Consider the following 25,886-nt stretch of genomic DNA (forward strand, 5'->3'; position numbering starts at 1 on the left):
GTCGGCCCGCGGGCAGCCGGGCTCCAGCCCGTTTCCGCCTGGTGACAACAAGAGATCGCGGGCACGGAACAGGGCGATGTCGAATAAGCCCTGGCACGCCGTGATTGGCAGCGCGAGCGCCGAGATGATGTCAAGCTTTGGCCATGACGAACGATCGCAATGTGCTGGGCGGGGAGCTCGAACCGTGTGGCAGCGACCCCGTCACCGGGTTCTACCGCGACGGCAGCTGCACCACCGGCCCGGAGGACCTCGGGAGCCATACCGTGTGTGCCGTCGTCACCAAGGAGTTCCTCGAGCACCAGCTCGCGGTCGGCAACGACCTGATGACCCCGCGCCCGGAGTACGAGTTCCCGGGACTGCAGGCCGGGGACCGCTGGTGCATCGTCGCGGCCCGATGGCAGGAAGCGTACGAAGCGGGCATCGCCCCGCCGGTCGTGCTGGCCGCGACGCACGCCCGCGCGCTCGAAGTCGTGGAGCTGGAGGCGTTGCGCGAGCACGCGGCCGACGTGCCGGCGGACCCTAGCTCGCTGCTCTGATCCGGCGCCGGGTGAACTCGACGGCCCCGGCGACGAGCGCGATCGACGCGAGGAGCGCGATGATCTCGACGGCCAGGTTGTGCCGGATCGCGAAATCGGGTTCCAGCAGGCCACCCGGGTCGTCGAGCACCGCGGCCCGGGCGCCCTGGGGTTGCCGGTCGGTCGAGTCGGTGCGGATCGTGAAGGTGCCGCCCAGCGGGCACGCGACGGTGTGCACGAATCCGTAGTGCTGGTACCGCGATCGCGTGTCGACCTCTTCGCGATGGACCACCTGGCACGACTCGGTTAGCCCGAACGTGTGTAATGCGAGCCCGCGCCCGCCGACGGTGACCGCGGCGAACAGCAACGCGCTCGACGCCACCGCGATGATCAGCGCCCACCAGGGCCCGCCCGCGAACCGCACCATGCCGAGGCCGAACGCGGCGACCCCGGCGATCCCGATGACCAGCGCCGCGATGGTGCTGTGCGGCGGAAGGATGAACACCAGCGCGGCGGCGAGGATGGCCGCGAGCCCGGCCGGTGCGACCACCCGGCCGGTGCGAATTCCGATTCGCTGAGCCAAATCACCAGCCGGTGAGCCTGCCACCGGATAACTCTAGCCGGGAAATCCGCCCTTGTATTGTGACCGCGTGCACGAAGCCGGCTACTACGAGCTGCTCGGGGTGGACAGGACCGCCTCGCGGGCGGAAATCAAGTCGGCGTACCGGCTGAAGGCGCGCGCGAGCCACCCCGACGCGGGCGGTTCGCCCGCCGAGTTCCACGAGTTGCGGCAGGCCTACGAGACGCTCAGCGACCCGTACCGGCGGGCCGACTACGACCGCGGGCTGACGCCGGTGCCCGTCCGGATCCGGCGGCGGCCACGTGAGTTCGGCGAGGACCCGTCGTTCGTCGCGACCATGCCACGGCTCGATCCGGAAACCCTGGCGTGGTGGCATCGCGACGAGGACTGCACGTATGCGGCGGGCCCGCAACGACCGGGGCACGCGCCCGCCGCGATCCTGCTCGGCTGGCTGCTGCTCGTGGTGCTGCCGCTGACCGCCGGCTGGTTGCTGCTGACCGTCTGGTTGCTGCTCGCGACGGCGGTCGCGATCTGGCTCGTGCGGCGGCACCTGCTCGTCATCAAGGCACGCCAACGGTTCGCGACCGAGTTCGGCGGCACCGTGACCTTCGGGCGGCCAGGGGCCGACGCCGACCAGTGGGGTGAACGGCTGACCGCCGAGCTGCTCGCGCGGTACCTCACCCGGTTGCCGAGCGTGCGGATCTTCCACGGGCTCGCCTGGCCGGGCTCGGTGTTCGCCGATATCGACCACGCTGTGCTCGCCGGGCGCCGGCTCGTGCTCGTCGAGTCGAAGACCTGGCTGCCCGGCACCTACGGCGCGGACGACGACGGCACGCTGTGGCGCGACGACCGTCTTTTCCGCGGCGGCGCGACCCGGCTCCCCGAGGCCATCGAGGCCTTCCGGGAGTTGCTGCCCGGGGTGGAGATCCGGGGCGCGCTGATCGTGTATCCGAGCCGCGCCGGCGAAGTCACCACCGAGGAGGATTTCGACCTGCCGGCGCCGCCGATGACACCGGAGCAGTTCGTGGCGGAGATCGGCGGCTGGCTCGCCGCCCAACCGTCCACTGTGGACGTCGACGTGCTGCGGCTGGTGCGTAGCCAGGTCGTTTCCTAGGCCACGCTCCACAGGCAGATCGGCGGCTCGCGATCTCGCTTGGCGACGTACGTGCCCTTCGACTTCACCGTGACCACGAGACCGCGCTCGCGCAGGAGCCGTGTCGCGTGGCGGGCCGTACCCAGCGAGACGCCGTACTCGCGGGCGAGCTGACCTTCGGCGGGCAGCGGGGTGTGCGGGGCCAGCTCGCCGGATTCGATCCGGACGGCGATCAGCTTGGCGACCGTCTCGTAGAGATAACCGGGAGCATCACGATCAAGTTCCATGCGACAAAAAGTATCACGAAAACGACAAGCTGTCGCCCGGAACACGGGCGTTAAACTGCTGGTCTGATGACGGACGAGGAGCTGGGCGACGACGGGCTCGACGAGCGGTTGCGCGCGCTCGCGACCCGGCTCCGCAAGGCCCGGCGCGACCAGGACCTCAGCCAGGAGGACCTCGCCGATCGCGCCGGCGTGTCCCGTTCGGTCGTCGCGGAACTCGAACGGTCCCGGCTCGACCAGCCGAAGCGCAAGGAGGACCCGCGCAAGCGGCCGCCGCGCAACATCACGCTCGACAGTCTCTTCCGGATGGCTGACGCGCTCGGCGTGCACCCGGCGGACCTGCTCGACGACCGCTGACGCGCGTCATGGCCACGAGCCCGGGAGGCTGTGGCCGCGCTCACTGACCACAACTGATCACCCGTGATAGGCATGCCTGATGCGCCTGCTGTTGCTGTCCAACTCGACCGCCCCCGGCAGGCGGTACCTCGAACACGCCGCCGACGCGGTGGCCGACGTCCTCACCGGTGTCCGGCGGCTGCTGTTCGTGCCGTTCGCGCTCGCCGATCACGGCGGCTACACCGCACAGGCCGCCCGCGCGCTCGAACCGCACGGCGTCGAGGTGGTGGGCGCGCACCAGGACGACCCGATCAAGCTGTTCAACTCCGCGCAGGCGGTGTTCGTGGGCGGTGGCAACACGTTCCGGCTGCTGCGCCAGCTCTACGCGCGCGAGCTGCTGGCCCCGATCCGCGACCGGGTCGCGCACGGCACCGTCTACATCGGATCGAGCGCGGGCACGAACGTGGCCTGCCCGACCATCAGGACGACCAACGACATGCCGATCGTGCAGCCGCCCGCGTTCGACGCGACCGGGCTGGTGCCGTTCCAGATCAATCCGCATTACCTCGATCCGGTCGCCGGCGACACGCATATGGGCGAGACTCGCGAGGAACGGATCGAGCAGTTCCTGGAGGAGAACGACGTGCCCGTGCTCGGCATGCGGGAAGGAACCTGGCTGCGCCGGGAGGATGCGACGCTCACCCTCGGCGGCGAGGCGGTCGGCGCGCGGCTGTTCCGGCGGGACGCCGAGCCCGAGGAGATCGATTCCGGCACCGACCTGAGCAAGCTGCTGGAAAGCGCGGGCCGCTACCGGTGACTGCCTGGGCGCGTGCGCTTGAGACCGGTTGGGTGGTCGACGGCGCTGTCCCCGGGCCGGACGTCGACGAGTTCGCCGAGCCGGAGGAGGTGACCGTCGCCCTCGCACGGACGCCGGGGCCGAGCCTGCTGGCGGTACAACATCCGCACCGCACGCCCGAAGCCCGCGGCCGCACGCTCACCGAAGCGCTGCCCGGCGCCCGGCGGCTGCTGGACGACCTGCTTTCCGCGTCGTACCACCAAGTCCACGACGTGGTGGCGGTGTACGAGGTGGCCGGGCGCACCATCGGCGTGCTGTGCCTGATCGATCCGGCCGCTGTGGACGGGCAGGTGCGGCACAGCGAACAGGTCTACCCGGACATCGTGGCCGAGCGCGCGGCGATGCTGACCGGGCTCGGCCGCGCGACCAGCGCCGCGATGCTGGTCCCGATCGGCGACGGCGACCGGCTGACGGCAGTGGCGCAGCGCGCGGTGGTCGGACGCCCGCCGGCCGTGTGCACCCCGGACGCGCACCGGCTCTGGCTGGTCGGCGCCGGCCCGGCGCAGGACGAACTGCTCGCCGCCGTGCGGCATCAGCCGCTGCTGGTCGCCGACGGCAATCACCGGGTCGCGGCCGCGGCGGCCGCCGGTTCGAGCCTGCTCGCGCTGGTCACCGGAGGCCCGCGGCTGCACATCGGCGCCATCCACCGGTCGATTGTCAACAGTGGCTTGTCGGTTGTCGACATCGCGGCGGCGTGGCGGCGGGCCGGTCTGACCGTGCGCGACGTGCCGAACCCGGAACCACCGCGCGTGCCGGGCACCGTGACCGTTCCGGCCGGCCTGCTCGTGGTACTGCCCGAGCCCGACGGGCCGCTGCCACGAATCGACCACGGCGTCGTCGAGGACCTGTTGCTCGGCAGCGCGCTCGGCCTCGACCCGGAAGGCCCGCACGTGCGCGTAGTGCCCGAGGGCCACGACCCCGGCCCGGGCGTCGACGCGCTCCTGCAGCTCGCCCCGGTGCCGCTCGCGGACGTCCTGGCGGTGCACGAGCAGGGACGGCTGATGCCGCGCAAGAGCACCTACTTCACGCCGAAACCGCGCAGTGGCCTACTGATCGCCCAGCTTTGACCCCGGTAGCACCCGGGCCAGCGCGGGCCAGCCGACGTCATGCGCCCGTTCCGCGGCTTCCGCACGACCTCCGCCCCGCACCCCGAACAGCCGTTTCGCGTAGAGCAGGTAGATCACCACGGCCAGGTTGATCAGCAGCGTGAGGATTTTCAGCGCACTGACCCGCTGCGTGAGCTCGTAGACCTCCGGCACCAGCAGCACCGCCGTCGCCACGAACGTCAGGTACTCCGCCCACCGCTTGCCCAGCCACAGCCCGATCGCCTCGGCACCCTCCAGTACCGCATATCCCGCGACCACCGCGCCGACCAGCCATAACGTCGACGGCCGGACGTTGAGCAACCTCGTCACCTCGCCGAGCATGCCGGTACCGGAGCTGCCGGTGCGCCCGCCGAGCGCGCCCTGCAACGCGTCCAGGGCGCGGTAGAAGGACCCGGTCAGATCCTGCCGCTCGCGCGCGAAGACGAAGATGCCGACGGCCAGCGCCCCGAGCACCGCGAAGTGCAGGACGCGGTCCAGCGCGATCAGCCGCAGCACGTACAGATCGCGAAGGGGCTTGCCGCGCAACGGCAACTCCACCTCGTCGCGCCCCGGCACCTGCTCCTGGCTGGGCTTTTCGGGCAGCGGCAACGGGATCCAGCTGTCGCAGCGCAGGCACCGGTGCCACCGCAGCCCGTCCCGCTCGCGCACGACCATCGCGTCCTCGGCCCGGACCCGGGCGGCGTCCCGGCCGATGAGCTGGTGCCCGCTTCGCGCACAGCCCAGCAGCTCGTAGTGCAAACGGCGGCGCCGGGATCCGGCACCTGGCGGGACAAGGAGCTCGTCTTCGCTGGTCACTGTGGCAGATTAAGCCAAAGGTGCTCGTCACGTGTACACGGCGAAAACCCCGGTCTGCAAATTGCAGAATTGGTCGGTTTCAGTGAGCGAATCGCCAGTTTGCTACATTCCGGTGACGACCCTCGGCTCCGCCGCCCGGAGCCCCTTATGCTGCAGACAGTCGAGAAACCGGATGGTAATCATGGCCGCTCGCACTGATTTCGCCCCCGGAGACACTTGTTTCGCCTGTCTCGTTCCCAGAGAACAGACACCGGAGAACGAAGAATGGTGTTTCGACAGGCACAATAGGCCGCTCTGTGGCCAGTGCGCACGTGACGAATGCATTATCCACGAACCCTGGACCGACGAATTCCCCGACGTGGAATTCCTGCCGCGACGTGGCGGCGAACTCATGCACAGCCTTCCCTGACGCACCATCCTGTCGCAACCGGCCGCACCCACGCGGTATAACGTGGGTCGACCGACCACCGGCGACGGGAGGTGATGGCTGATGGGGGATGCCGCGGCACGCCCCACGGTGAGCAGGCGACGCGAAGTCAGCCACACGAGCGCCCGCTCGTTGCTGATGACCGTGCTCGGTGAATTCGTGCTTCCCCGCGGGCGCCCGGTCTGGACGTCCACGCTCGTCGACGTGCTCGCCGTGTTCGGCGTCGAGGAGAAGTCCGCGCGGCAAGCGCTCGCCCGCACCGCGGCCGAAGGCTGGCTGGTGTCCGAACGCGTCGGCCGGCGGGTGCGCTGGTCGCTCACACCGCCGGGGCGGCGGCTGCTCACCGAAGGCGCCGCGCGGATCTACGGCTTCGGCCGGGACGGCGGCGAGTGGGACGGGCGCTGGCTGATGCTGCTCGTGTCGGTGCCGGAGTCCAAGCGGGATCTGCGGCACAGCCTGCGAACGCGGCTGACGTGGGCGGGTTTCGGTTCGCCGACGCCCGGCGTGTGGATCAGCGCGGACACCACCAGACAGGACGAAGCGGACGACATCGTGCGTGCGCTCGAACTCGACCGCGAGGCGATGTCGTTCGTCGCTTCGTACGGCCAGATCGGCGACGAGGACGCGATGGTCTCGCGCGCCTGGGATCTGAGCGCGCTCGAGGAGCGGTACGAAGGTTTCATCGACGAGTTCACCGGTCTGAACCCGGCGACCGGCGGCGAGACGCTGCAGGCGCAGACCCGGCTGGTGCACGAATGGCGCCGCTTCCCGTTCCTCGATCCGCAGCTGCCGGTCCGGCTGCTGCCGGCGAACTGGAGCGGCGTGCAGGCGTCGGAGTTGTTCCACCGCAAGCATGTCGAGTGGCGGGCCACCGCGCAGCAGCACTGGGATCTGCTGACGGCCGAAGAAGAAGCGGCCTAGATCTCCCTCATTCTTGCCTGTTTCTCCCTAACGCGGTAAGGTGTTCGAATATCGAGCCACGAGCATTGTTCTGGCTCAATTTCCGCATCATCGCCGGCGTGAGGATTTCGGACCGAAGATGTCATCAATGGCGGGAATCGGAATCGTCGGAGCCGGTATCGCCGGTCTGCATCTCGGGCTGCTGCTGCGCCGGCACGATGTTCCGGTCACGATCTACAGCGACCGCGACGCGGAACAGATCGGCAGCGGGCGAATGCTCAACAGCGTCGCGCACCACCACGCGACGATCGAGCGCGAGCAGGCACTGGGCGTCGATCACTGGCCGGACGAGGAATACCACTACTTCGGCCACCATCATTACCTCGGCGGCGGGCCACAACCGTTGGTGTTCCCGGGTTTCTTCACCGCCCCGTCGCGGGCGATCGACTACCGCATCTACTTGCCGGCCCTGCTGGCGGACTTCGTTTCCCGCGGCGGCGAGTTCGAGGTGCGGCCGGTGCAGGCGGCCGACGTGAGCACGCTTTCCGAGCGGCACGAGCTGGTCGTGATCGCTTCCGGCCGCGGGAACATGAGCGCGATTTTCCCGCGCCGGGCGGACAAATCTCCTTACGACACACCACAACGCAAGCTGTGCGTCGGGTTGTACGAAGGCGTCGCGCCGTCGGATCCGCGCGGGGTCACGATGAGCGTGGCGGCCGGGCAGGGCGAGCTACTCGAAATCCCGATCTACTCCTCGGCCGGGCACGTCACCGCATTGCTGTTCGAGAACGTGCCGGGCGGCGAGCTGGAAATGCTCGCCGAAATCAGTTACGACGACGACCCGGTGGGTTTCGAGAAGACCATTCTGGACATGACCCGGAAATACCATCCGGCGACGTTCGAACGCATCGACCCGGCGGCGTTCCATTTGACGGGTCCGCTCGATCTTCTGCAGGGCGGCGTGCTGCCATCGGTCCGCGAGGATTACGCGCGCCTGCCGAACGGCCGTTATGTCGTGGCGCTCGGCGACGCGCATGTCGTCGTGGACCCGGTGATCGGCCAGGGCGCGAACTGCGCTTCGTATTCGGCCTGGGAACTCGGGCACGCGATCGTCGAGGACCCCGCGTTCGACGAGCGGTTCTGCCAGAAAGTGGCCGACCGGCGGCGCAACCGCGTGCACGCGACTGCGGACTGGACCAATCTGATGATCAGCGCACCCCCGCCGCCGCACCTGCTGCGGATGTTCGGCGCGATGGCGCAGAACCAGGCCGTGGCCGACGAGTTCACGGAGAACTTCAGCTACCCCGACCGCCAGTGGGACCACCTCGCCACCGCGGACCGGGTCGCCTCATACCTGGCCCGCCACGGCATGGCCTGACGCGCACGCCGGAAGGCGCGCCCGGAACTGTCGGACCCGCCGGTTAGGGTTCGGACGTGACCGAGCACCTGAGCATTCCCACCCCGGCCGGCTCCTTCGACGCGATCGCCGCCGGGCCCGCCGACGGGCGGCCTGTCCTGCTGCTGCACGGGTTTCCGGAGGCGTCGATCTCCTGGGACTACACGGTGGCGGTGCTCGGTGACCGCGATTTCCGTGCCATAGCGCCGGATCAGCGCGGCTACTCGCCGGACGTGCGGCCCGCGGCGGTCGCCGAGTACGGCATCGACTCGCTCGTCGGAGACGTGCTCGCGATCGCCGACGAGCTGGGCTGGAGCCGGTTCGACCTGATCGGGCACAACTGGGGCGGCGCGGTCGCGTGGTGGACGGCGGCCGAGCACCCCGAGCGGCTGCGCAGCCTGAGCGTGGTCTCCACGCCGCACCCGGGCGCGCTCGGCGAGGCGCTGCGCACCGACGAGGACCAGCAGCTGCGCTCCCAGTACATGCGGGACTGGCGCGAGGGCAGCACCGAGCGCCGGATGCTCGCGAACAACGGCGAAGCGCTCCGCCGCATGTTCGAGTGGCGGGTCGGCCAGAGCCGGGTCGACGAGTACCTCCAGCGCATGTCCGAGCCGGGCGCGCTCACCGCGGCGCTCAACTGGTACCGCGCTTCGCGGCCAGCCGGGAAGATCGCCAAGGTGGAGGTGCCGACGCTGTACGTGTGGAGCACCGAGGACGTCGCCTTCGGCTCCACCGCGGCCTTCGCCACCGAGCAGTGGGTGACCGGCGCGTACTCGTTCCAGATGCTGGAGGACGTGAGTCACTGGGTGCCCGAGGAGGTGCCGGAGGTGCTCACCGGCATGATCCTGGCCCACCTGACAGGCAGGTGACGCGCCCGAATTGTCGGTGCCTCGCGTTACCGTCCCGCCATGGCATATGACTTCCAAGTGACCGTGGACAGCGCGAATCCGCACACGCTCGCCGACTGGTGGGCCGACGCGCTGGGCTGGGACGTCGAGCCCAGCAACGAGGAGTTCATCCGGCGCATGGTCGCCGAGGGGCACGCCCGGGACGAGGACACGATGACGCACCGCGGGGTCCTCGTCTGGCGGGTGGGTCAGGCGATCCGGCACCCGGAATCCCGTCGGCGCGTGCTGTTCCAGCTGGTGCCCGAGCCCAAGACGGTGAAGAACAGGGTCCATCTGGACGTCGCGGTCGGCGAGAACCGCGAGGCCGAGGTGGAGCGGCTGACCGGGATGGGCGCGAAGGTCGTGTACCGCGGGCAGCAGGGACCGTACAGCTGGGTGACGATGACGGACCCGGAGGGGAACGAGCTCTGTCTGCAGTGAGAGGTTATCGGTGAAGGCCGTTGAGTACGGCCCGGGCGACCGGACTCGGTTGCTCGTCTTGCAGATCGAGGGGTTCCTTGGCGCCCAGAGGTGGTTGAGCCATGAATCGGGGCGTGCGCCCGCGGTGCGGCTGAGCGGCGTGCACCAGGAACGGGTGGCACAGGTAAACGTCGCCGAGGGTGCCTGTCGCCAGCGTGACAGCTCGATGCTCGGATGCCGGGACGGCGTCCTGGCACAGCGCCATCCACTCGCGCCCTTCGTCACCGTAGGTTTCGAGCAGCGGGGGCACGTCCAGATGGGAGCCGATGCGGATCCGCGTCGGCGCGTCGTCGGGGCCGATCTCCGAGAACAGGAACAGCATCAACAATGCGCGCTCCCGGGAGCGGAGGTTGAGTCTGTTCTCGCCCTGCGGTCCGGCGTAGCTCGCCTCCACATGCCACCCGTCGTCGCCGGGTTCTTCGCCGCTGGGGAAGCGCACCGGAAAGGTGCCGAGTCCGACGCGCGGAACCCAGCGCCCCGGGCCGACCAGCTGGTCGAACGCCTCGTGCAGCACGGCGGTGGTGCCGGCTTCCTGGAACGGGGGCGTCGCGAAACCGCCCAGCCGCACGACCGGTTTGGTCCAGGTGGCCGGATCTTCCCGTGAGCATCCGGTGGCCGCCCACAGTTCGTCCAAGCAGCGTTCGCCGGCCTCGACGGGAAAAGCCCGTTCGAGCTTGACGAAGCCATCGGTGACGAACTGCTCGACCTGCCCAGCGGTGAGCGACATGCGAGACATGCTCGCGAAGCACGAATGGGACGGCAAGGCATTTTCCGGCGCCCGCGGCGGTGCGGCTCAGCGGCCGATCGCCCGGTACCACCGCGGCGAGGTGTTCAGCGGCGGCTTCAGGCTCGCCCGCACCACGAGGACGTTCGGTTCGTCGGCGCGCACGAACTCGCCCAGCAGCCGGCGGAAGGCGCGGCCGAAGCCTTTGACCTCGTCGGCGTGCACCCCGAACGAGCGGGCCAGGCCGACGAAGTTCGGCGTGTGCAGGTCCACGCCGCGGTGCGGCACCCCGGCCCGGTCCTGGTCGAACCGCAGCATGCCGTACCCGCCGTCGTCCACGATGATCACGGTCACCGGCAGCGACTCTTGCGCCAGCGTGGCCAGGTCACCGCAGGCGTAGAGGAAACCGCCGTCGCCGCTGACGCACACGACGCGACCCGGACCGCCGGCCGCCGCCCCCAGCGACGCCGGGAAACCGAACCCGGTCGTGCCCCAGCCCATCGGGTAGGCGAACCGGCGCGGCGCGCCCGCCCGCAGATAGCCGCCGGCCCAATATCCGGCGATGCACATGTCCGCCACGACCACCGCACCCTCGGGCAGCGTTTCCTCCAGCGTGCCAAGGAAATCCGCGGCCTGCGGCTCGTCCGCGCGCATCCGCCTGCGCACCAGCGTGTCGAGACTCCGCAGCCGGGTGGCCAGATCGGACAGGCCGGGCCGCGGCGCCAGGCCGGTGACCAGCTGGCTCACCACGTCCCGGGCGTCGCCGACCAGCGTCACATCAGGCTGGTAGTTCTTGGCCGCGTCCTTCGGGTCGACGTTCACCGCGATCAGCTTCGGCGGCTTCGGCATCAGCCAGTTCTGCGTCATCGGCCCGTCGAAGTCGGTGCCGACACCCAGCACGACGTCGGCCTCGTCCCACAGCGCGCCGATCTCGGGCGCGTGCACCGGCGTCGGCGCGGCGCAGGGGTGGGTCGGCGGCAGTAGCCCGCGAGCGGCGAACGTCGTGAGTACCGGCGCGGCCAGCCGCTCGGCCAGCTCACCGATGACGGGACCCGCCTCGGCCCGGACCGCGCCGCCGCCCGCCCAGATGACCGGGCGTTCCGCGCCGGACAGCAGCGCCCGCGCGTAGTCGAGATCGGCGATGTCGACGGCGGCGAACCGTTCCGTCCGGTCCGACTCCGGCGCCCGTTCCGTTTCGGCACTGAGGAAATCGGCCGGGATGCCGACGTACACCGGGCCGGACTGCGGCTCCCGCGCCAGCCGGGCGGCCCGCTCGATCGCCGGGGCGATCTCCCGCGGCGACTCGACGGTGGTCGCGGACTTGGTGACGGGGGCGAACAGTGCGGCCTGGTCACTGGTCTCGGACAGCACGCCCCGAACGATGTTCTGCCGCCGCAGCGTCGACGGGATGTCCGTGGCGATCACCAGTACCGGCGAGGCCGAGGCCATCGCCTCGCCGATCGCGCCCAGGGTGTTCGCGGCGCCGGGCCCGGTGGTGACGACGGCGACGCCCAGTTTGCCGGTCGCGCGTGCATACCCGTCCGCCGCATAACCGGCGGTCTGCTCGTGCCGGACCCCGAACAACCGGACGCCGCTACCCGCCACGGCCTCCCAGATCGGGAGGGTGTGCTCACCCGGCAGACCGAACGCGACATCGGCACCGAGCGCGGCGAGCACGTCAACCAGGTGTTGCGCGCCGGTCTTGTTCACTCGACCAGGTTAGGCCCACACGCAGCGGAGCCACTGTGGGTGGGTGTCCTACGCGCTACCACTGCGGCGAAAGGGTCTCATCAGCGGGCGGCGGGCCCCGTGGGGTGCCGTCGCCGAAGGGCCGCCCGCCCAGCGACTCGCGCCCGTGCGCCGTGGCCCAGGCCGAGAGGTCCGGACCTTTCGGCACGATCCGGGTCGGGTTGATCCGCTCGTGCACCTGGTAGTAATGCCGCTTGATGTGGTCGAAGTCCACGGTGTCGCCGAAACCGGGGGATCACCGAGGCGGACATCCGGTTGTTCACCACGCTCGTCCGGTTCGACGCCGTGTACCACAGGCATTTCAATCGCGTCGTCGTAAGCGGACTGCTTCGTCGCGAACCCGGCTTCGTACACCGCCGCGTTCACATCCCGGTACACCGCCCGATTGATCTCGTCGATCTCGTCCCGGTGCTTTTCGGGATACAGATCAGGCGCGCCCGGCGGGTGATAGTGCGTCCATTCGGTGGAAAAATCGAGGGTGATCTGCGGGTAGTCGTTGGTCACGAGCTTGCCGCTCGGAATGTCGACCACCGCGGGCACGCTGATGCCGCCGTCGTACGCCTCGGCGAGAAAACGTATGCCCAGCACGGGATCCCGGTTGCCGGGGTCGAGGGTGAACCGCCAGCTGCGCTCGTCCTGGATCGGGTCGGCGACCGCGACCGAGATGGCCTGCTCCAGCCCGAGCAGCCGGCGCACCACCAGGCCGCGGCTGGCCCAAGGGCAGGCCCGGCTCACCACGAGCCGGTACCGGCCGGGCTCCACCGGCCAGCCGTCGCGCCCGTCCTCGGTGATCCGCGCGGCGAAATGGTTCGGCGCCCGGACATACCGCCCACTGTCGCGATCGGTCATGCCACCACCGTAGATGGGCCTAGCATTGAGCGAAACCGCTGCGCGAGAGGTGGACGACCATGGCACTGATGCCCTTCACCGACTCGATGTTCCTTCTCGTCGAAAGCCGCGAACATCCGATGCATGTGGGCGGCCTGCAACTGTTCCGCAAACCCGATGGCGCCGGCGACGATTTTCTGCGCGGACTGCGCGAAGATCTGCTCAAGGCCGACGATGTGCCGCCGCTGTTTCTGCGCCGGCCCGCGCGGCCGGTCAACACGGCCGGCTATCTCGCGTGGACACAGGAGTCGGAGATCGATCTCGACTATCACTTCCGGCATTCGGCGCTGCCGCAGCCGGGCCGGATCCGCGAGCTGCTGGAGCTGACCTCCCGGTGGCACGGCACGCTGCTCGACCGGCACCGTCCGCTGTGGGAGATCCATCTCGTGGAAGGCCTGCAGGACGGCCGCTTCGCGATGTACAACAAGATCCATCACGCGCTGATGGACGGGGTCTCCGCGCTGCGGCACATGCAGAGCACGCTCAGCGACGACCCGGATGATCACGACTGCCCGCCGCCGTGGGGCACGCGCCACGAGTCCCGCGAAAAGTCCGCGCAGGCGCCGCGGTCCGTCGTGAAGACCCTCGAACAGCTCGCGGGGCTGGCGCCGGTCGCGGTCAAGGTGGCGAACGAGGCGTTCCGCGAACACACGCTGACGCTGCCGATGCAGGCGCCGCGGACGATGTTCAACGTGCCGATCGGCGGCGCCCGCCGGTTCGCCGCGCAGTCCTGGCCGGTGTCACGGGTGCGCGCGATCGCGGCGAAGACCGGCACCTCGCGCAACGACGTCGTGCTCGCGATGTGCGCCGGCGCGCTGCGCGACTACCTCATCGAACAGAGCGCCCTGCCCGACGCGCCGCTCATCGCGATGGTGCCGGTGTCGATGCGCGACAAGACCGAGACCGAGTCCGGCGGTAACCAGATCGGTGCGCTGCTGTGCAACCTCGGCACCGACAAGGCCGACGCGGCGGCGCGCCTGACGACGATCAACCAGTCGATGCGCGACGCGAAGCGGATCTTCAAGGAGCTGACGCCGATCCAGGCGCTGCTGCTGTCCGGGCTCAACGTGGCGCAGCTGGGCGTCTCGGCGGTGCCCGGGGTTGTCAACAATACGCGGCCGCCGTTCAACCTGGTGATCTCGAACGTGCCGGGCCCGCGCAAGCAGATGTACTGGAACGGCGCGCATCTCGACGGGATCTACCCGGCGTCGGTGCTGCTGGACGGGCAGGCGCTGAACATCACGCTCACCAGCAACAGCGACAACCTCGACTTCGGCATCACCGGCTGCCGCCGCAGCGTCCCGCACCTGCAGCGGCTGCTGCTGCACCTGGACACCGCGCTCAGCGAACTGGAGGCCGCCGTCGCCTGACGTGGTGTCCCGGATAACCGGTTGACGCCCGCCGGGCGCACTCTCCACAATGGCCGGAGTGAATTCCTTGCGGCACAGGGACTTTCGCCGGCTGCTGACCGGGCGCACGTTCGGCGAGCTGGGCAACGCCGTGGCACCGGTAGCACTCGCGTTCGCGGTGCTCGACCTCACCGGTTCGGCCGCCGATCTCGGGATCGTGGTCGGCGCGAGGTCGGTCGCGAGCGTGCTGCTGGTGTTGTTCGGCGGGATACTCGCGGACCGGCTGCCGCGCTCGGTCATCCTGCAGGGCACGGAGGTCGCCGCCGCGCTCACCCAGGCGGCGATCGCCATCAGTGTCCTTTGTGGATTCGCGTCGATCCCGTTACTGGTCGTGCTGAGCATGGCGAACGGCGCCCTCGCGGCGATCTCGATCCCCGCGGCGTCCTCGCTGACCCCGCAGACCGTGCCGGAAACCCAGCTGGCGCAAGCGAACGCGTATCTCCGCGTCGGCGCGAACCTCGGCCGCTTCACCGGCGCCGCACTCGGCGGTGTGCTGGTCGCGAGCCTAGGCCCCGGCTGGGCGATCGCGGTCAACGCCTCGCTGTTCCTGTGCGCCGCAACGAACTGCGCATGCGTCAGCAGGGCCAGCGGAACGGCGTCGAACACGACGATCGCAACACCGATGAGCAGCGCGCCCCGGCTCCCAGCGTGCCGCGAGCAGACCGCCGATCGTGTGTGCCGCCAAGATGAAACCCCAAGCCTCCCGGCCGAACGTGCCGTCCGCGGCCAACGGGCCGAGCACCTGCTGCGCGCCGACGTTCACCTCGTTGACGACACAGAACAACTTCCCATGCTGGCGGCGGCTTTCGTCAACGGGGTCGCGATCGAACTGTCCACCGTGGCGTGGGATGTGTCGCTGCAGGAGAACATCCCGGCCGACCGGCTCGCCCGCGTCTACTCCTACGACATCCTCGGCTCGATCGTGGCGCTGCCCGCGGGTGCCATCGCGCTCGGCCCGCTCGCCGCGCGTTTCGGCACGGAGGCCACGCTCACCGGCGGCGCGATCCTGATCACCACCGCCACGGTGGCGGCACTGCTGAGCCGCGATGTCCGCACCCTGTCACGGAAACCGGTACCTGCCTAAGCAGCGAACGTACGCAGCCCGGCGGCGATCTCCGGCACGTCGATCTCCCCTGTCGCGGCCGCGAGCACGAGCTTCTCCGCGCCGTCGACATCGAGCGCCTCGCCCAGCCGCTGACCGTTGACCTCGAGGAAGACCCAGGCGCTCGCCCACGCGGCCCGCTTGTTCCCGTCGACCAGACAATGGTTACGCACCAAGGAATGCAGCAGGGCAGCGGCCTTCGTGAACAGGTCCGGATAGGCGTCCTGCCCGAAGACTGTCACGGACGGGCGCGCGACCGCCGCCGCGAGCAGGCCGAAGTCACGCACCTCGACCGGACCACCCACCGCGACCCCGGTCGCCGTCAGGACGTCCTCGACGTCGAGGTAGTACGGCTCGCGCACTACCGCGCCAGTCGCTCGTTGAGCTCCTCGCTGATCCCGGCGACCCGGGCCGCCGCCTCGCGGACCAGGTGCTTGCGGGAGGACACAACCGACACCACCGCGTCATGCGCCACCGCCTTGAGCGACCTGCCCTCGCGGTCGGCGGTCATGCGGAGGTCGGCCATCTCCTCATCGGTGAACTGCAGGTTGAGCGCCGTCATATCCCCAAGGTACCAAATCCGGTACCAGGCATGCTAGCTATCCGTGGCCAGCCTGCTCGGCCGCACCGGCCGGATCTCCTCCAGGAGCTTCGCCACCGCCAGCACGAGGTCGTCCGAGTGCCGCGGCCCGACGATCTGCAGCCCGACCGGCCGTCCGCCCTCGGTCAACCCCACCGGCACGCTGATCGCCGGCTGCTGGGTCATGTTGAACGGGTAGGTGAACGGCGTCCACTCCGGCCAGCTGGACAGGCCACTGCCCGGCGGCACCTCGTGCCCGGCTTCGAACGCCGTGATGCCGACGGTCGGCGTGATCAGCACGTCGAACCTGGTGTGGAACTCGCCCATCAGGATGCCCAGCGCGGCCCGCTCGGCGTTCGCCGCCAGGTAGTCCGCGGCCGAGAAAGTCTTGCCCTGCTCCCAAACCCGGCGCAGCCCCGGGTCGATCTTCGCCTCGGAACCGGGCGGGAACGTGTTCAGCCACTGCGCCGCACCGGTCGACCACAGCACGTCGAACGCGTCCTTCGGGTCGGTGAAACCCGGGTCGGTCTCCTCGATCCGCAGCCCGGCGGCATCCAGCGCGTTGACGGCCGAGCGCACGATCTGCGCGACCTCCGGGTCGACCTTCGCATAGCCCAGCGTCGGTGAGAACGCGGCGATGAGCCCGCGCACGTCACGCCGGACCGCCTCGCGGTAGGCGCTGATGAGCGGCGGCAGCGCGGCCGGGTCACGGTGATCGGGCAACGCGAGCACGTCCAGCATCAGCGCGACATCGTCGACCGACCGCGCCATCGGCCCGGCGTGCGAAAGCGGTCCGAACGGGCTCGCCGGGTACAGCGGGATGCGGCCGTGCGTCGGCTTGAGGCCGACGATGCCGCAGAACGCCGCCGGGATCCGCACCGAGCCACCGCCGTCGGTACCGACGCTCAGCTCGCCCATCCCCGCCGCGACCGCCGCCGCGCTCCCGCCGCTGGAACCGCCGGAGGTCAGCGACGTGTCCCACGGGTTCCGCGTGACACCGGTCAGCGCACTGTCGGTGACGCCCTTCCAGGCCAGCTCGGGCGTCGTCGTCTTGCCCAGCAGCACCAGCCCGTTCTCGCGCAGCCGTGCGGTGACCGGACTGTCGACATTCCACGGCTGGTCCGGGTCGATGCAGGTCGAGCCACGCAGCGTCGGCCAGCCCTGGGTGAGGAACATGTCCTTGATGGAGGTCGGCACCCCGTCCAGCCAGCCGATCGGATTCCCTTCGCGCCAACGGGTTTCCGAGGCTTTCGCGCCTTCGAGCGCGACCTCGCGGTCGACCAGGCAGTAGGCGTTGACCTCACCGTCCCGCTCCTCGATCGCGCGCAAAGCCGCTTCGGTGGCCTCCACCGGCGACAGCTCACCGGTCGAGTAGGCGGCGACGAGCTCACTCGCCGTCAACAGGGTGGTCATCTTGCTCCTCAGTGCCCCGACGGCACATAGCCCAACTCTTTGTCCACGACATTACGAAGCGGCCGGTCAGTGTGCCAGCGCGCGAAGTTGTCCGCGAACACCTCGACCAGCGTGTTGCGCCAGCCCGCGAAGTCGCCCGACATGTGCGGCGAGACCAGCACGTTCGGCAAGGTCCACAGTGGATGATCCGACGGCAGCGGCTCGGTCTCGAAGACGTCCAGCGCGGCGCCGGCGAGCTGCCCGTCGCGCAAGGCCGTGACCAGGTCACTCGTGACGACCAGCTCCCCGCGGCCAACGTTGACGAACCGCGCCGACGGCTTCATTACGGCGAACGCGGCCGCGTCGAACATGCCCTTGGTCTGCTCGGTCAGCGGCGCGACGGCGACCACGTAGTCGAACCCGGGCAATGCCCGGACGAGATCGGCGGACGCGTGCACGGTGCCGAAGTCCGGATCGTCCTCGCGGGCGCGGCGCCCCATCCCTGCGACCGCCATCCCGGCGGCCCGCAGCATCCGGGCGATCGCCCGCCCGATCGGGCCGGTGCCGACCACGAGCGCGCGGCGGCCCGCGATCCGCTCGCTCTCCCGATGCTGCCAGCGACGTTCGCGCTGCAGGTCGATCGAACGGGGCAGGTCCTTGGCGAAGGCGATCACCACGCCGAGCACGTACTCGGCGATCGAGTCGTCGAAGACGCCACGCGAATTGGTCAGGACCACGTCGCTCTCACACAGTTCGGGGAACATCACCAGGTCGACGCCGGCGCTCGCGGTGTGCACCCAGGAGATCCGGTCCGCGGCGGCCCAGGCGCCCGGCACGGCGGTGGACAGGAAGTCGTAGACGAACAGCGCATCGGCTCCGCGCAGCGCGCCGGGCAGACCCCCGTCGTCGGTGTAACGAACGTCCGCCACGGATTCGATGGAGTTCATGTCCGGGGGGTGCTGGGCACCACACAGCACCGCCAATACCGGCGTCTTCGGCCCTACCACGTTGACACGGTATGAGTCGCTCGTATGATTGTCAACAATCCGAGGGTCCACCCCGGAGGCCTTCTTCCATGCGTTACTTCGGAGCCGAGCCTTGGATCTGGATTTCCCTGCCTTCGACGGGCCGCTGGCCCAGCGGGGCATCGGCATCATCGCCCCGTTCGACCTGGCGCTGGAGCGAGAGCTCTGGCGGTGGGTTCCGATGGAGGTGTCACTGCACCTGGCCCGGACCCCGTATGAACCGGTCCCGGTGAGCATGGAGATGGCGCAGCTGGTGAGCAACAGCGCGCACCTGGCCGCCGCAACCCGCGACGTGCTGCACGTCGAGCCCGAAGTGGTCGCCTATCTGTGCACTTCGGGCAGCTTCGTCAACGGCATCGACTACGAACGCTCGCTGTGCAAGGCGATCTGCGACGCCGGCGCGCCGGACGCGGTGACCACCTCGGGCGCGCTCGCCGAGGTGCTGCACCAGCTCGACGTGCACCGGGTCTCCGTGATCACCCCGTACGACGCGGACCTGACCGGGAAGCTGCACGACTTCCTCGCCGAGATGCACGTGGAAACCCTGTCCAGCGAACATCTCGGACTCGGTGGCGGCATCTGGAAGGTCAGCTACCGGACGATCGCCGAGCGCATCTTCAGCGCGGACCACCCCGACGCCGAGGCGATCTTCGTCAGCTGCACGAACCTGCCCACCTACGACCTGATCGAGCCGCTGGAGGTCGCGCTCGGCAAGCCCGTGCTGACCGCCAACCAGCTGACCATGTGGGCCTGCCTGAAGAGAATGGAGCTGCCGATCGTCGGTCCCGGAAAATGGCTCAAGGACGTATCGTAGGATTGTCAACAACCTACGTTGGAGGTCAGGTGCCGACTGTCGGTTTCATCTACCCGGACCATGCCGCCGAGGACGACTACCCGCTCGCCGAGCAGCTGCTGGGCGAGCGGTTCTCGCTGCCCGTCGAGCACATCTACGGCACCGACCTGCACGCCGTGCCCGAACTGCTCGACCTGGGCAGCGAACAGCGGCTCGCCGAGGGAGCCGCGCTGCTGGCGAAGCACAAGCCGGACGCGGTGGTGTGGGCGTGTACGAGCGGCAGTTTCGTCTACCAGTGGGCCGGCGCGCACGAGCAGGTCGAGAAGCTCGCGGCCGCGGCGGGTAAGCCGGCATCGAGCACCTCGTTCGCTTTCGTGCGAGCAGCGGAAAAGCTGGGCCTGAAGCGGGTCGCGGTCGCGGCGAGCTACCCCGATGACGTGGCCCGGCTGTTCGTCGAATTCCTGGCCCGGGGCGGGGTGGAAATCGTCGCGATGTCCAGTGAGGACATCGACACCGCGGCGGAGGTCGGCCGGCTCGCACCCGAGGCCGTCATCGAGCTCGCGGTCGGCCACGATCATCCGGACGCGGACGCGGTCCTCATCCCGGATACTGCGATGCGCACACTGGGTGTGCTCGGCACAATCGAAGAACGACTCGGCAAGCCAGTGCTGACGGCCAACCAGGTGACCATCTGGGAGGGCCTGCGGCTGGCGGGCGAGGTGCCCGAGTCGGACAGACTGGGGGCGCTTTTCCGATGACCATAGCCAAAATCGAACCGGTGAGCCGCGAGTCGACCGCCGCGATCATCGCGCGCCAGCTGCGTGCGGCGATCATGAACGGCTCGCTGCCGCCGGGTGCGCAGCTGGGCGAGGCCGAGCTGGCCGGCCAGTTCCAGGTTTCGCGCGGCCCGCTGCGTGAAGCGATGCAGCGGCTCGTGTCGGAGGGGTTGCTGCGCAGCGAGCGGCATCGCGGGCTGTTCGTGATCGATCTGGAGCCCGCGGACATCCAGGACATCTATTCGTCGCGGATGGCCATCGAGCGCGCGGCCGTGAGCCGGATCCTGGGCAACGGCACCTGCGCCAAGGCCGCCGACCTGCTGGACGAGGTCGTGCAGGAGATGGCCACCGCGACGAAGGCCGAGGACTGGGACGCGGTTTCCGACGCGGACACCCGGTTCCACGAGGTGCTGGTGTCGGCCTCCGGCAGCAAACGGCTCGAGCGCATGACGCGGACGCTGCTGATCGAGACGCGCATGTGCCTGTCCGTGCTGCAGAACACGTATGACAAGGACGAAGAGCGCGTGACCGAACACAAGCACCTCACGAAGGCGATCCGGGCGGGCGACGAGGCGGTGGCGCTGGCGGTGCTGCAGATGCACATGGAAGACGCCGTACGCCGTCTCGCCCCGGGGAAACCGCTCTTCGCGTAACCCCGCGGCGGGTGCCGTCGATCTTGGTGCGTGCGCCCACCACTCGTCCTGCCGGCGGCGTGTCTCCTGACCGCTTGCGCCGCCGAAACCGCAACGCCGCCGGCGGCGTGCTCGCCTCGTCCATAGCTGCCAACCGCCGCCCCGGTACACAGCCGCGATCTGGTGCACGAACATGTTGTCCCGCTTCGCCGGGTTGGCGTACCACTTCGCCTGCGCGGCTCCCGAGATCCCGGCGTCGGCGAGCTCCGCGACTCCGCATGGGGTGCCCAGCGACGGACCGTGGTCTCGGTCTTGAGGACCGGAACGATTGACCGTCGCGCAGGCGCCCGGGGGCACGGCGAGTTGGCCACGATGATCTACGCGGAGGTGATCTCCACTGCCGTCGCGAGGGCCAAAACCGAGCTGTCCCAACGGATGCCGGGTCTCGTCGCCACCCTGGAATTGGTCTTGACCCGCGACGCTTGACTCATTCCCGGCCGCCATTTGCCCGTCGCTGACGGGCGGCGACCGCCGTATCTTTCGTCAGGGAACGCCTCGGCTCGACGACGTCCGGAGGGCACCCATGACGGTTGGCCGCACCGAAGAACCAGCGTCCCAGGCGGGCACTTCCGCCGTTTCCGGTTCCCTGCGGGCACAACGGCGCCGGATCCTGCTCTCGGGCACGATCGGCACCACCATCGAATGGTTCGATTTCCTGTTGTACGGGCTGATCGCGCCCGTCGTCTTCGAACCGCTGTTCTTCCCCAGGGCCAACGAACTGGTCGGCACCGTGGCGGTGTTGAGCACATTCGCGATCGGCTACGCGGCCCGCCCGCTGGGTGGCGCGTTCTTCGGGCATTTCGGTGACCGCGTCGGCCGCAAGCCCGTCATGTTCGCCACGCTGATCCTGATGGGCGCGTGCACCACGCTGATCGGCCTGCTGCCCAGTTACGCGACAATCGGTGTAGCGGCGCCGATTCTGCTGACGTTCCTGCGGTTCGTGCAGGGCATCGCGCTCGGCGGCGAAACCGTGGGCGCGGTCATCATGGCGACGGAGGGCGCGCCGCACGGCAAGCGCGGCGGCTACGCCGGGTTCATCCAGGTCGGCGCCGCGGCCGGTTCCGTGCTGGCCGCGCTGTCGGCGAGTCTCGTGGCCGGCATGGGCGACGACGCGCGATTGTCCTGGGGCTGGCGGATTCCGTTCCTGTGCAGCGCCGTGCTGGTGATCGTCGGCGTGTATGTGCGTGCCAAGATCGACGAGTCGGCGGTGTTCAAGGCCGCGACGAAGACCGCCGTGAAGCGGGTACCGCTCCTGGCCGCGCTACGCGCCGAACCGCGGGCGTGCATCACGGTTTTCCTTTGCACCATCGCGGAAACGAGCATGCTGCAGCTGTTCACTGTCTACATTCTGGTGTACGGCAAGCAAGTACTGCATCTCGAGAGCGCGGTCATGTTGCAGGGCGTGCTGATCGGTAACATCGTCGGCATCTTCTCGACCCCGTTGTTCGGCCGCCTGTCGGATTTCATCGGCCGCAAGGTGATGCTGGCGTCGTCGCTGATCATCGGGGTGCTGTACGTGCTGTTCGTGTTCTTCCCGTTGCTGCGTACGCACGACCACACACTCGTCGTGCTGGCCATCGCGATCCCGCCGGCGCTGATTCAGACCCTGCTGTTCTCCACCGAAGGCAGCTTCTACGCCGAACTGTTCCGCGACGCGGCCCGCCGCTTCTCCGGACTCGGTGTCAGCCGCCAACTCGGTGGCGTGCTCGGCGGATTCTTCCCCCTGATCGCGACCTCACTGGTGGCCGCCAGCGGTTCGATCTGGTCGGTGATCTGGTACTACACGGGGATTTCCGCGATCTCGCTGACCGCCGTGCTGTCGGCCCGCGAAACGAGCCGCGAAACCCTGGCCTAGTGGGTGTGCCAGCGGCCTGCGAATACCCGATTGGCGTGGATGCTGCCCGCTTGGTATTCTTCTCTCATCGCCCCTGCCACTAGGCGGGGGAAGTGGGCCCAGGTGCGCGACCGGACGGTCGCTGCCTGGGTCTCGCGCTATCTGGACAAGGGTCCGATATCCGTGACTCGGTCGACCATCAGTTCGATCCGGCGCCGCCAGTCGCCACCCGCGCCCCAAGCCCACGCGACGGCATCCGCGACCCACGTACACGGCTCGGTCGAAGAGGGCATGTGCTCATACGTCAGGCTGTGTTCTCCGGCGAGTGCACCCGCGATCACCGAACGGTCGCGCGCGTTGCCCGCGGCATCTCGAGAATCCAGGACCAGCCTGGTCGCTTGAATCGGTAGTGCATCCGTCACGATCCGGCCGAGAAGCGCGCACCGGACGAGTTCGTTGTTCCCTTTTCCGGTATAGACCCACGCTTTGATCTCTGCCGCGGCGAGCCGCGATATAACCAACTTTCGTCGGGAATCCGTCTCCTTGTTGAAATGGACGCGGCGCTCACCGGGGAGCAGCAATCCGCGCAGCATGGTGCGGGTGCGGTGGAGCTGGGCAGGCGAAAGAACGGCGGCGGCCAGCAGATAACCACCCCGTTGGGATTCGTCGACGAACAGGTGCATCCGGAAAGCATCCCAGAGGGCACCGACAGTAATCCGCGTTCGTCCGCGTCACAAAAGGGCGACCGTATCCGCAATGGCGTTGCCCAATTCTGCGGTTGTCGCCTTGCCGCCGAGGTCTGGGGTGGCCACCTCGCCTGCGGCGAGCACGGCTTCGACAGCCGTCGCGACGGCGCGCGCGGCGGCGGTTTCGCCGAGGTGGTCGAGCAGCATGGAACCCGCGAGGATCTGCGCCACCGGGTTCGCGATCCCTTGCCCCGCAATGTCCGGGGCGCTGCCGTGCACGGCCTCGAACATCGACGGATACGTGCGCTCGGGGTTGATGTTGCCCGACGGCGCCATGCCGAGCCCGCCGGTGACCGCCGCGGCGAGGTCGCTCAGGATGTCGCCGAACAGGTTCGACCCCACCACCACGTCGATCCGCTCCGGCTGCTGCACCATCCGCGCCGCGAGCGCGTCGATATGGCACTGTTCACTGTGGACTTCCGGGTACCCGGCGGCGATCTCCGCGAAGATCTCGTCCCAGAACGGCATCGTGTGGATGATCCCGTTCGACTTGGTCGCCGAAACCACCCGCCCCGTACGGGTTTTCGCCAGTTCGAAGGCATAGCGGATGATCCGCTCGACGCCGACCCGGGTGAACACCGACTCCTGCACCGCGAATTCGCCCGCGCCCGAACCCTGCCGGCCCCCGATCCGCGAGTACTCCCCTTCGGAATTCTCCCGGACGATCACCATCTCCAGGTCTTCGGCCGTGCGCCCGGCGAGCACCGAGCTGGTGCCCGGCAGCAACCGCACCGGGCGCAGGTTCACGTACTGCGCGAACGCCCGGCGTACCGGAATCAGCAGCCCCCACAGGGAAACATGGTCCGGCACGCCGGGGAAACCGACCGCGCCGAGCAGAATCTGGTCGAACTCCGCGAGCCGCTCGATCCCGTCCTCTGGCATCATCGTGCCGGTCTTGGCGTACCGCTCACAGCTCCAGTCGAACTCCGTCCACTGTAGACCGAATCCGTACCGTGCCGCCGCGCGGTCGAGCACCTTGCGTGCCTCGATCTGGACGTCGACACCGATACCGTCACCGGGAATGCTCGCGATGCGGTAATCACTCACAGTGCGACCGCCACGTACTTGATCTCCAGGAACTCGTCGATCCCGACCGATCCGCCCTCACGGCCCAGCCCCGACTGCTTCACGCCGCCGAACGGCGCGGCCGGGTTCGACACGATGCCCTGGTTCAGCCCGATCATGCCGGCGTCCAGGTTCTCCGACACCCGCAGCGCGCGCTTGAGATCGTTCGTGAACAGGTAGCTGACGAGCCCAAACTCGGTGTCGTTCGCCGCGGCGACAGCTTCCTCTTCGGTGTCGAACACCGAAATCGGCGCCACCGGGCCGAAAATCTCCTCGCTCGCCATCCGCGCGTCCGCCGGCACGTCGGTGAGCACGGTGGCTTGGTAGAAGTGCCCGGGACCGTCCACAGTGGCCCCACCGGTGAGCACCTTCGCGCCGCGATCGGCCGCGTCCTGCACGAGTTCGGTGACCTTCCGGACCGCGTCGGTGTCGATCAGCGGGCCGACCACGACGCCTGGTTCGGTGCCGGGACCCATCGGCAGCGCGGACATACGCTCGGTGAGGCGGCGCGCGAACTCGTCGGCGATGCCGCGCTGCACGTAGAACCGGTTGGCCGCGGTGCACGCCTCGCCGATGTTGCGCATCTTCGCCTGCATCGCGCCCTCGATCGCTGCATCGAGGTCGGCGTCGTCGAACACCACGAACGGCGCGTTGCCGCCGAGCTCCATCGACGTGCGCAACACCTTGTCCGCGCACTGTTCCAGCAGCTTGCGCCCGACCGCGGTGGACCCGGTGAACGACAGCTTGCGCGCGCGGCCGTCCCGGATGAGCGGCTCCATCACGCCACCGGGGTCGGACGTGGTGACCACGTTGAGCACCCCGGCCGGCAGGCCGGCTTCGGCGAGGATCTCCGCAAGGGCGAGCATCGACAGCGGGGTCTGCTCGGCGGGCTTGATCACCATCGTGCAGCCGGCCGCGATCGCCGGGCCGATCTTGCGCCCGCCCATGGCCATCGGGAAGTTCCACGGCGTGATCAGCAGGGTCGGACCGACCGGCTGCCGGGTGACGAGGAACCGGCCGTTGCCGTTCGGCGCGACCTGGTAGCCGCCGTCGATGCGCACGGCCTCCTCGGAGAACCACCGGAAGAACTCGGCGGCGTAAGCGATTTCGCCCTTCGCCTCGGCCAGCGGCTTGCCCATCTCGAGCGTCATCAGCAGGCCGAGTTCCTCGGCGCGCGCATTGAGGAGCTCGTACGCGCGGCGAAGAATTTCGCTGCGTTCGCGCGGCGCGGTGCGGCCCCACTCCGCCTGCGCGGCAACGGCGGCGTCGAGCGCGGCCTTGCCGTCCTCGGGCGTCGCGTCGGCGACCTCGCACAGTTTGCTCGCAGTGGCCGGATCTTCGACAGCGAACGTCCTGCCTCCGGCGGCAGGCACCCACTTGCCACCGACGAACAGCTCCTTGTGCACGGCTTCGACCACACTGACGGCACTGGTCTCGCTCACTTCAGCCTCCGCTG

27 protein-coding genes and 1 pseudogene are annotated in these 25,886 nt (G+C 69.1%); 15 read left to right on the plus strand and 13 right to left on the minus strand.

The genetic code is table 11. The features are described from left to right. Positions 1–143: 143 nt before the first annotated feature. Positions 144–536 carry a DUF2237 family protein gene (locus tag LOZ83_RS05810; protein WP_236789134.1) on the plus strand — a complete coding sequence of 131 codons (393 nt, stop codon included), beginning with the start codon at positions 144–146 and terminating at the stop codon, positions 534–536. Here LOZ83_RS05810 and LOZ83_RS05815 read toward each other — a convergent pair. After that, on the minus strand, positions 520–1,122 hold the full coding sequence (locus LOZ83_RS05815; protein ID WP_236789135.1) for a hypothetical protein: 603 nt from the start codon (positions 1,120–1,122) through the stop codon (positions 520–522). The genes LOZ83_RS05810 and LOZ83_RS05815 overlap by 17 nt on opposite strands. 43 nt (positions 1,123–1,165) lie before the next feature. Between LOZ83_RS05815 and LOZ83_RS05820 the strand changes: the two genes are divergently transcribed. Then, positions 1,166–2,209 carry a DnaJ domain-containing protein gene (locus tag LOZ83_RS05820; RefSeq protein ID WP_236789136.1) on the plus strand — a complete coding sequence of 348 codons (1,044 nt, stop codon included), beginning with the start codon at positions 1,166–1,168 and terminating at the stop codon, positions 2,207–2,209. Here LOZ83_RS05820 and LOZ83_RS05825 read toward each other — a convergent pair. Then, on the minus strand, positions 2,206–2,475 hold the full coding sequence (locus tag LOZ83_RS05825) for a winged helix-turn-helix domain-containing protein (RefSeq protein WP_236789137.1): 270 nt from the start codon (positions 2,473–2,475) through the stop codon (positions 2,206–2,208). The two genes, LOZ83_RS05820 and LOZ83_RS05825, sit on opposite strands and share 4 nt — an antisense overlap. Positions 2,476–2,541: 66 nt before the next feature. On the opposite strand from LOZ83_RS05825, the gene LOZ83_RS05830 reads away from it, so the two are divergent. The 3 genes from LOZ83_RS05830 (at position 2,542) to LOZ83_RS05840 (ending at position 4,731) form a co-directional block, all read left to right on the plus strand. Further along, positions 2,542–2,829, plus strand: a complete 288-nt coding sequence (locus LOZ83_RS05830) for a helix-turn-helix domain-containing protein (protein ID WP_236789138.1) — start codon at positions 2,542–2,544, stop codon at positions 2,827–2,829. A gap of 79 nt (positions 2,830–2,908) precedes the next feature. Then, positions 2,909–3,625, plus strand: coding sequence for a dipeptidase PepE (pepE, locus tag LOZ83_RS05835; RefSeq protein WP_236789139.1), 717 nt, complete (start codon positions 2,909–2,911; stop codon positions 3,623–3,625). Further along, the gene (locus tag LOZ83_RS05840; RefSeq protein WP_236789140.1) at positions 3,622–4,731 is read left to right on the plus strand and encodes a DUF1015 family protein; all 1,110 of its coding nucleotides are present in this window, start codon (positions 3,622–3,624) and stop codon (positions 4,729–4,731) included. Before pepE ends, LOZ83_RS05840 begins: the two co-directional genes overlap by 4 nt. Here the strand turns inward: LOZ83_RS05840 and LOZ83_RS05845 are convergent. Continuing rightward, a complete protein-coding gene (locus LOZ83_RS05845; RefSeq protein ID WP_236789141.1) occupies positions 4,711–5,565 on the minus strand; it encodes a DUF2127 domain-containing protein in 855 nt (284 codons plus the stop codon). The genes LOZ83_RS05840 and LOZ83_RS05845 overlap by 21 nt on opposite strands. Before the next feature lie 490 nt (positions 5,566–6,055). On the opposite strand from LOZ83_RS05845, the gene LOZ83_RS05850 reads away from it, so the two are divergent. The 4 genes from LOZ83_RS05850 (at position 6,056) to LOZ83_RS05865 (ending at position 9,616) form a co-directional block, all read left to right on the plus strand. Next, positions 6,056–6,913 (plus strand): PaaX family transcriptional regulator C-terminal domain-containing protein, encoded by an 858-nt coding sequence (locus tag LOZ83_RS05850; protein WP_255823095.1) that lies wholly within the window; start codon positions 6,056–6,058, stop codon positions 6,911–6,913. A 127-nt stretch (positions 6,914–7,040) separates the two neighbouring features. Then, complete coding sequence (gene styA / locus LOZ83_RS05855) at positions 7,041–8,270, plus strand: styrene monooxygenase subunit StyA (RefSeq protein ID WP_236789142.1); 1,230 nt, start codon at positions 7,041–7,043, stop codon at positions 8,268–8,270. Positions 8,271–8,326: 56 nt separating this feature from the next. Next, complete coding sequence (locus LOZ83_RS05860) at positions 8,327–9,157, plus strand: alpha/beta fold hydrolase (protein ID WP_236789143.1); 831 nt, start codon at positions 8,327–8,329, stop codon at positions 9,155–9,157. 39 nt (positions 9,158–9,196) lie between these two features. Continuing rightward, positions 9,197–9,616, plus strand: coding sequence for a VOC family protein (locus tag LOZ83_RS05865; protein WP_236789144.1), 420 nt, complete (start codon positions 9,197–9,199; stop codon positions 9,614–9,616). A 4-nt stretch (positions 9,617–9,620) separates the two neighbouring features. Here the strand turns inward: LOZ83_RS05865 and LOZ83_RS05870 are convergent, their stop codons facing one another. The 3 genes and pseudogenes from LOZ83_RS05870 to LOZ83_RS40710 form a co-directional block, all read right to left on the minus strand. Next, a complete protein-coding gene (locus LOZ83_RS05870; protein ID WP_236789145.1) occupies positions 9,621–10,382 on the minus strand; it encodes a phytanoyl-CoA dioxygenase in 762 nt (253 codons plus the stop codon). A 66-nt stretch (positions 10,383–10,448) separates the two neighbouring features. Further along, on the minus strand, positions 10,449–12,089 hold the full coding sequence (locus tag LOZ83_RS05875) for a thiamine pyrophosphate-binding protein (RefSeq protein ID WP_236789146.1): 1,641 nt from the start codon (positions 12,087–12,089) through the stop codon (positions 10,449–10,451). Between the two features lie 55 nt (positions 12,090–12,144). Continuing rightward, positions 12,145–12,977: pseudogene (locus LOZ83_RS40710) on the minus strand (glutathione S-transferase family protein). A 59-nt stretch (positions 12,978–13,036) separates the two neighbouring features. Here LOZ83_RS40710 and LOZ83_RS05885 point away from each other — a divergent pair. Together LOZ83_RS05885 and LOZ83_RS05890 are read left to right on the plus strand one after the other, a co-directional pair. Beyond that, the gene (locus LOZ83_RS05885; protein WP_236789147.1) at positions 13,037–14,386 is read left to right on the plus strand and encodes a wax ester/triacylglycerol synthase family O-acyltransferase; all 1,350 of its coding nucleotides are present in this window, start codon (positions 13,037–13,039) and stop codon (positions 14,384–14,386) included. Between the two features lie 49 nt (positions 14,387–14,435). Further along, entirely contained in the window at positions 14,436–15,509 is a 1,074-nt protein-coding gene (locus LOZ83_RS05890; protein ID WP_236789148.1) for an MFS transporter, read from the plus strand. On the opposite strand, the gene LOZ83_RS05895 is transcribed toward LOZ83_RS05890, so the two are convergent. The 4 genes from LOZ83_RS05895 to LOZ83_RS05910 are packed head-to-tail and all read right to left on the minus strand — an operon-like array spanning position 15,506 to position 18,446. Further along, positions 15,506–15,889 carry a type II toxin-antitoxin system death-on-curing family toxin gene (locus tag LOZ83_RS05895; RefSeq protein WP_236789149.1) on the minus strand — a complete coding sequence of 128 codons (384 nt, stop codon included), beginning with the start codon at positions 15,887–15,889 and terminating at the stop codon, positions 15,506–15,508. The genes LOZ83_RS05890 and LOZ83_RS05895 overlap by 4 nt on opposite strands. After that, on the minus strand, positions 15,889–16,089 hold the full coding sequence (locus tag LOZ83_RS05900) for a hypothetical protein (protein WP_236789150.1): 201 nt from the start codon (positions 16,087–16,089) through the stop codon (positions 15,889–15,891). Before LOZ83_RS05900 ends, LOZ83_RS05895 begins: the two co-directional genes overlap by 1 nt. 33 nt (positions 16,090–16,122) lie before the next feature. Continuing rightward, entirely contained in the window at positions 16,123–17,520 is a 1,398-nt protein-coding gene (locus LOZ83_RS05905) for an amidase (RefSeq protein ID WP_236789151.1), read from the minus strand. Positions 17,521–17,528: 8 nt separating this feature from the next. Continuing rightward, the gene (locus LOZ83_RS05910; protein ID WP_255823365.1) at positions 17,529–18,446 is read right to left on the minus strand and encodes a D-2-hydroxyacid dehydrogenase; all 918 of its coding nucleotides are present in this window, start codon (positions 18,444–18,446) and stop codon (positions 17,529–17,531) included. Positions 18,447–18,597: 151 nt separating this feature from the next. On the opposite strand from LOZ83_RS05910, the gene LOZ83_RS05915 reads away from it, so the two are divergent. From LOZ83_RS05915 to LOZ83_RS05930, 4 genes are all read left to right on the plus strand, one after another. Continuing rightward, positions 18,598–19,338: an Asp/Glu/hydantoin racemase gene (locus tag LOZ83_RS05915; RefSeq protein WP_236789153.1), complete on the plus strand. Its 741-nt coding sequence runs from the start codon at positions 18,598–18,600 to the stop codon at positions 19,336–19,338. Between the two features lie 29 nt (positions 19,339–19,367). Continuing rightward, the gene (locus LOZ83_RS05920) at positions 19,368–20,075 is read left to right on the plus strand and encodes a maleate cis-trans isomerase (RefSeq protein ID WP_236789154.1); all 708 of its coding nucleotides are present in this window, start codon (positions 19,368–19,370) and stop codon (positions 20,073–20,075) included. Beyond that, the gene (locus LOZ83_RS05925; protein ID WP_236789155.1) at positions 20,072–20,746 is read left to right on the plus strand and encodes a GntR family transcriptional regulator; all 675 of its coding nucleotides are present in this window, start codon (positions 20,072–20,074) and stop codon (positions 20,744–20,746) included. Before LOZ83_RS05920 ends, LOZ83_RS05925 begins: the two co-directional genes overlap by 4 nt. A gap of 562 nt (positions 20,747–21,308) precedes the next feature. Then, positions 21,309–22,640 (plus strand): MFS transporter, encoded by a 1,332-nt coding sequence (locus tag LOZ83_RS05930; protein ID WP_236789156.1) that lies wholly within the window; start codon positions 21,309–21,311, stop codon positions 22,638–22,640. A gap of 137 nt (positions 22,641–22,777) precedes the next feature. On the opposite strand, the gene LOZ83_RS05935 is transcribed toward LOZ83_RS05930, so the two are convergent. The 3 genes from LOZ83_RS05935 to LOZ83_RS05945 are packed head-to-tail and all read right to left on the minus strand — an operon-like array spanning position 22,778 to position 25,872. Continuing rightward, positions 22,778–23,302: a hypothetical protein gene (locus LOZ83_RS05935; RefSeq protein WP_236789157.1), complete on the minus strand. Its 525-nt coding sequence runs from the start codon at positions 23,300–23,302 to the stop codon at positions 22,778–22,780. 48 nt (positions 23,303–23,350) lie between these two features. Next, the gene (locus LOZ83_RS05940; RefSeq protein ID WP_236789158.1) at positions 23,351–24,412 is read right to left on the minus strand and encodes a tartrate dehydrogenase; all 1,062 of its coding nucleotides are present in this window, start codon (positions 24,410–24,412) and stop codon (positions 23,351–23,353) included. Then, positions 24,409–25,872, minus strand: coding sequence for an NAD-dependent succinate-semialdehyde dehydrogenase (locus tag LOZ83_RS05945; protein ID WP_236789159.1), 1,464 nt, complete (start codon positions 25,870–25,872; stop codon positions 24,409–24,411). Before LOZ83_RS05945 ends, LOZ83_RS05940 begins: the two co-directional genes overlap by 4 nt. Between the last annotated feature and the right edge of the window lie 14 nt (positions 25,873–25,886).

It is taken from the genome of Amycolatopsis sp. GM8 (genome assembly GCF_021653975.1).
Lineage (GTDB): Bacteria > Actinomycetota > Actinomycetes > Mycobacteriales > Pseudonocardiaceae > Amycolatopsis_E.

What these genes read in the sequence shown, in the direction of transcription:
- LOZ83_RS05935 (WP_236789157.1), bottom strand. Translation starts at nt 23,302, where the DNA reads ATGCACCTGTTCGTCGACGAATCCCAACGGGGTGGTTATCTGCTGGCC.
- LOZ83_RS05865 (WP_236789144.1), top strand. Translation starts at nt 9,197, where the DNA reads ATGGCATATGACTTCCAAGTGACCGTGGACAGCGCGAATCCGCACACG.
- LOZ83_RS05910 (WP_255823365.1), bottom strand. Translation starts at nt 18,446, where the DNA reads ATGAACTCCATCGAATCCGTGGCGGACGTTCGTTACACCGACGACGGG.
- styA (WP_236789142.1), top strand. Translation starts at nt 7,041, where the DNA reads ATGGCGGGAATCGGAATCGTCGGAGCCGGTATCGCCGGTCTGCATCTC.
- LOZ83_RS05870 (WP_236789145.1), bottom strand. Translation starts at nt 10,382, where the DNA reads ATGTCGCTCACCGCTGGGCAGGTCGAGCAGTTCGTCACCGATGGCTTC.
- LOZ83_RS05890 (WP_236789148.1), top strand. Translation starts at nt 14,436, where the DNA reads ATGGCCGGAGTGAATTCCTTGCGGCACAGGGACTTTCGCCGGCTGCTG.
- LOZ83_RS05930 (WP_236789156.1), top strand. Translation starts at nt 21,309, where the DNA reads ATGACGGTTGGCCGCACCGAAGAACCAGCGTCCCAGGCGGGCACTTCC.
- LOZ83_RS05810 (WP_236789134.1), top strand. Translation starts at nt 144, where the DNA reads ATGACGAACGATCGCAATGTGCTGGGCGGGGAGCTCGAACCGTGTGGC.
- LOZ83_RS05825 (WP_236789137.1), bottom strand. Translation starts at nt 2,475, where the DNA reads ATGGAACTTGATCGTGATGCTCCCGGTTATCTCTACGAGACGGTCGCC.
- LOZ83_RS05850 (WP_255823095.1), top strand. Translation starts at nt 6,056, where the DNA reads ATGGGGGATGCCGCGGCACGCCCCACGGTGAGCAGGCGACGCGAAGTC.
- LOZ83_RS05905 (WP_236789151.1), bottom strand. Translation starts at nt 17,520, where the DNA reads ATGACCACCCTGTTGACGGCGAGTGAGCTCGTCGCCGCCTACTCGACC.
- LOZ83_RS05925 (WP_236789155.1), top strand. Translation starts at nt 20,072, where the DNA reads ATGACCATAGCCAAAATCGAACCGGTGAGCCGCGAGTCGACCGCCGCG.
- LOZ83_RS05830 (WP_236789138.1), top strand. Translation starts at nt 2,542, where the DNA reads ATGACGGACGAGGAGCTGGGCGACGACGGGCTCGACGAGCGGTTGCGC.
- LOZ83_RS05885 (WP_236789147.1), top strand. Translation starts at nt 13,037, where the DNA reads ATGGCACTGATGCCCTTCACCGACTCGATGTTCCTTCTCGTCGAAAGC.
- LOZ83_RS05900 (WP_236789150.1), bottom strand. Translation starts at nt 16,089, where the DNA reads ATGACGGCGCTCAACCTGCAGTTCACCGATGAGGAGATGGCCGACCTC.
- pepE (WP_236789139.1), top strand. Translation starts at nt 2,909, where the DNA reads ATGCGCCTGCTGTTGCTGTCCAACTCGACCGCCCCCGGCAGGCGGTAC.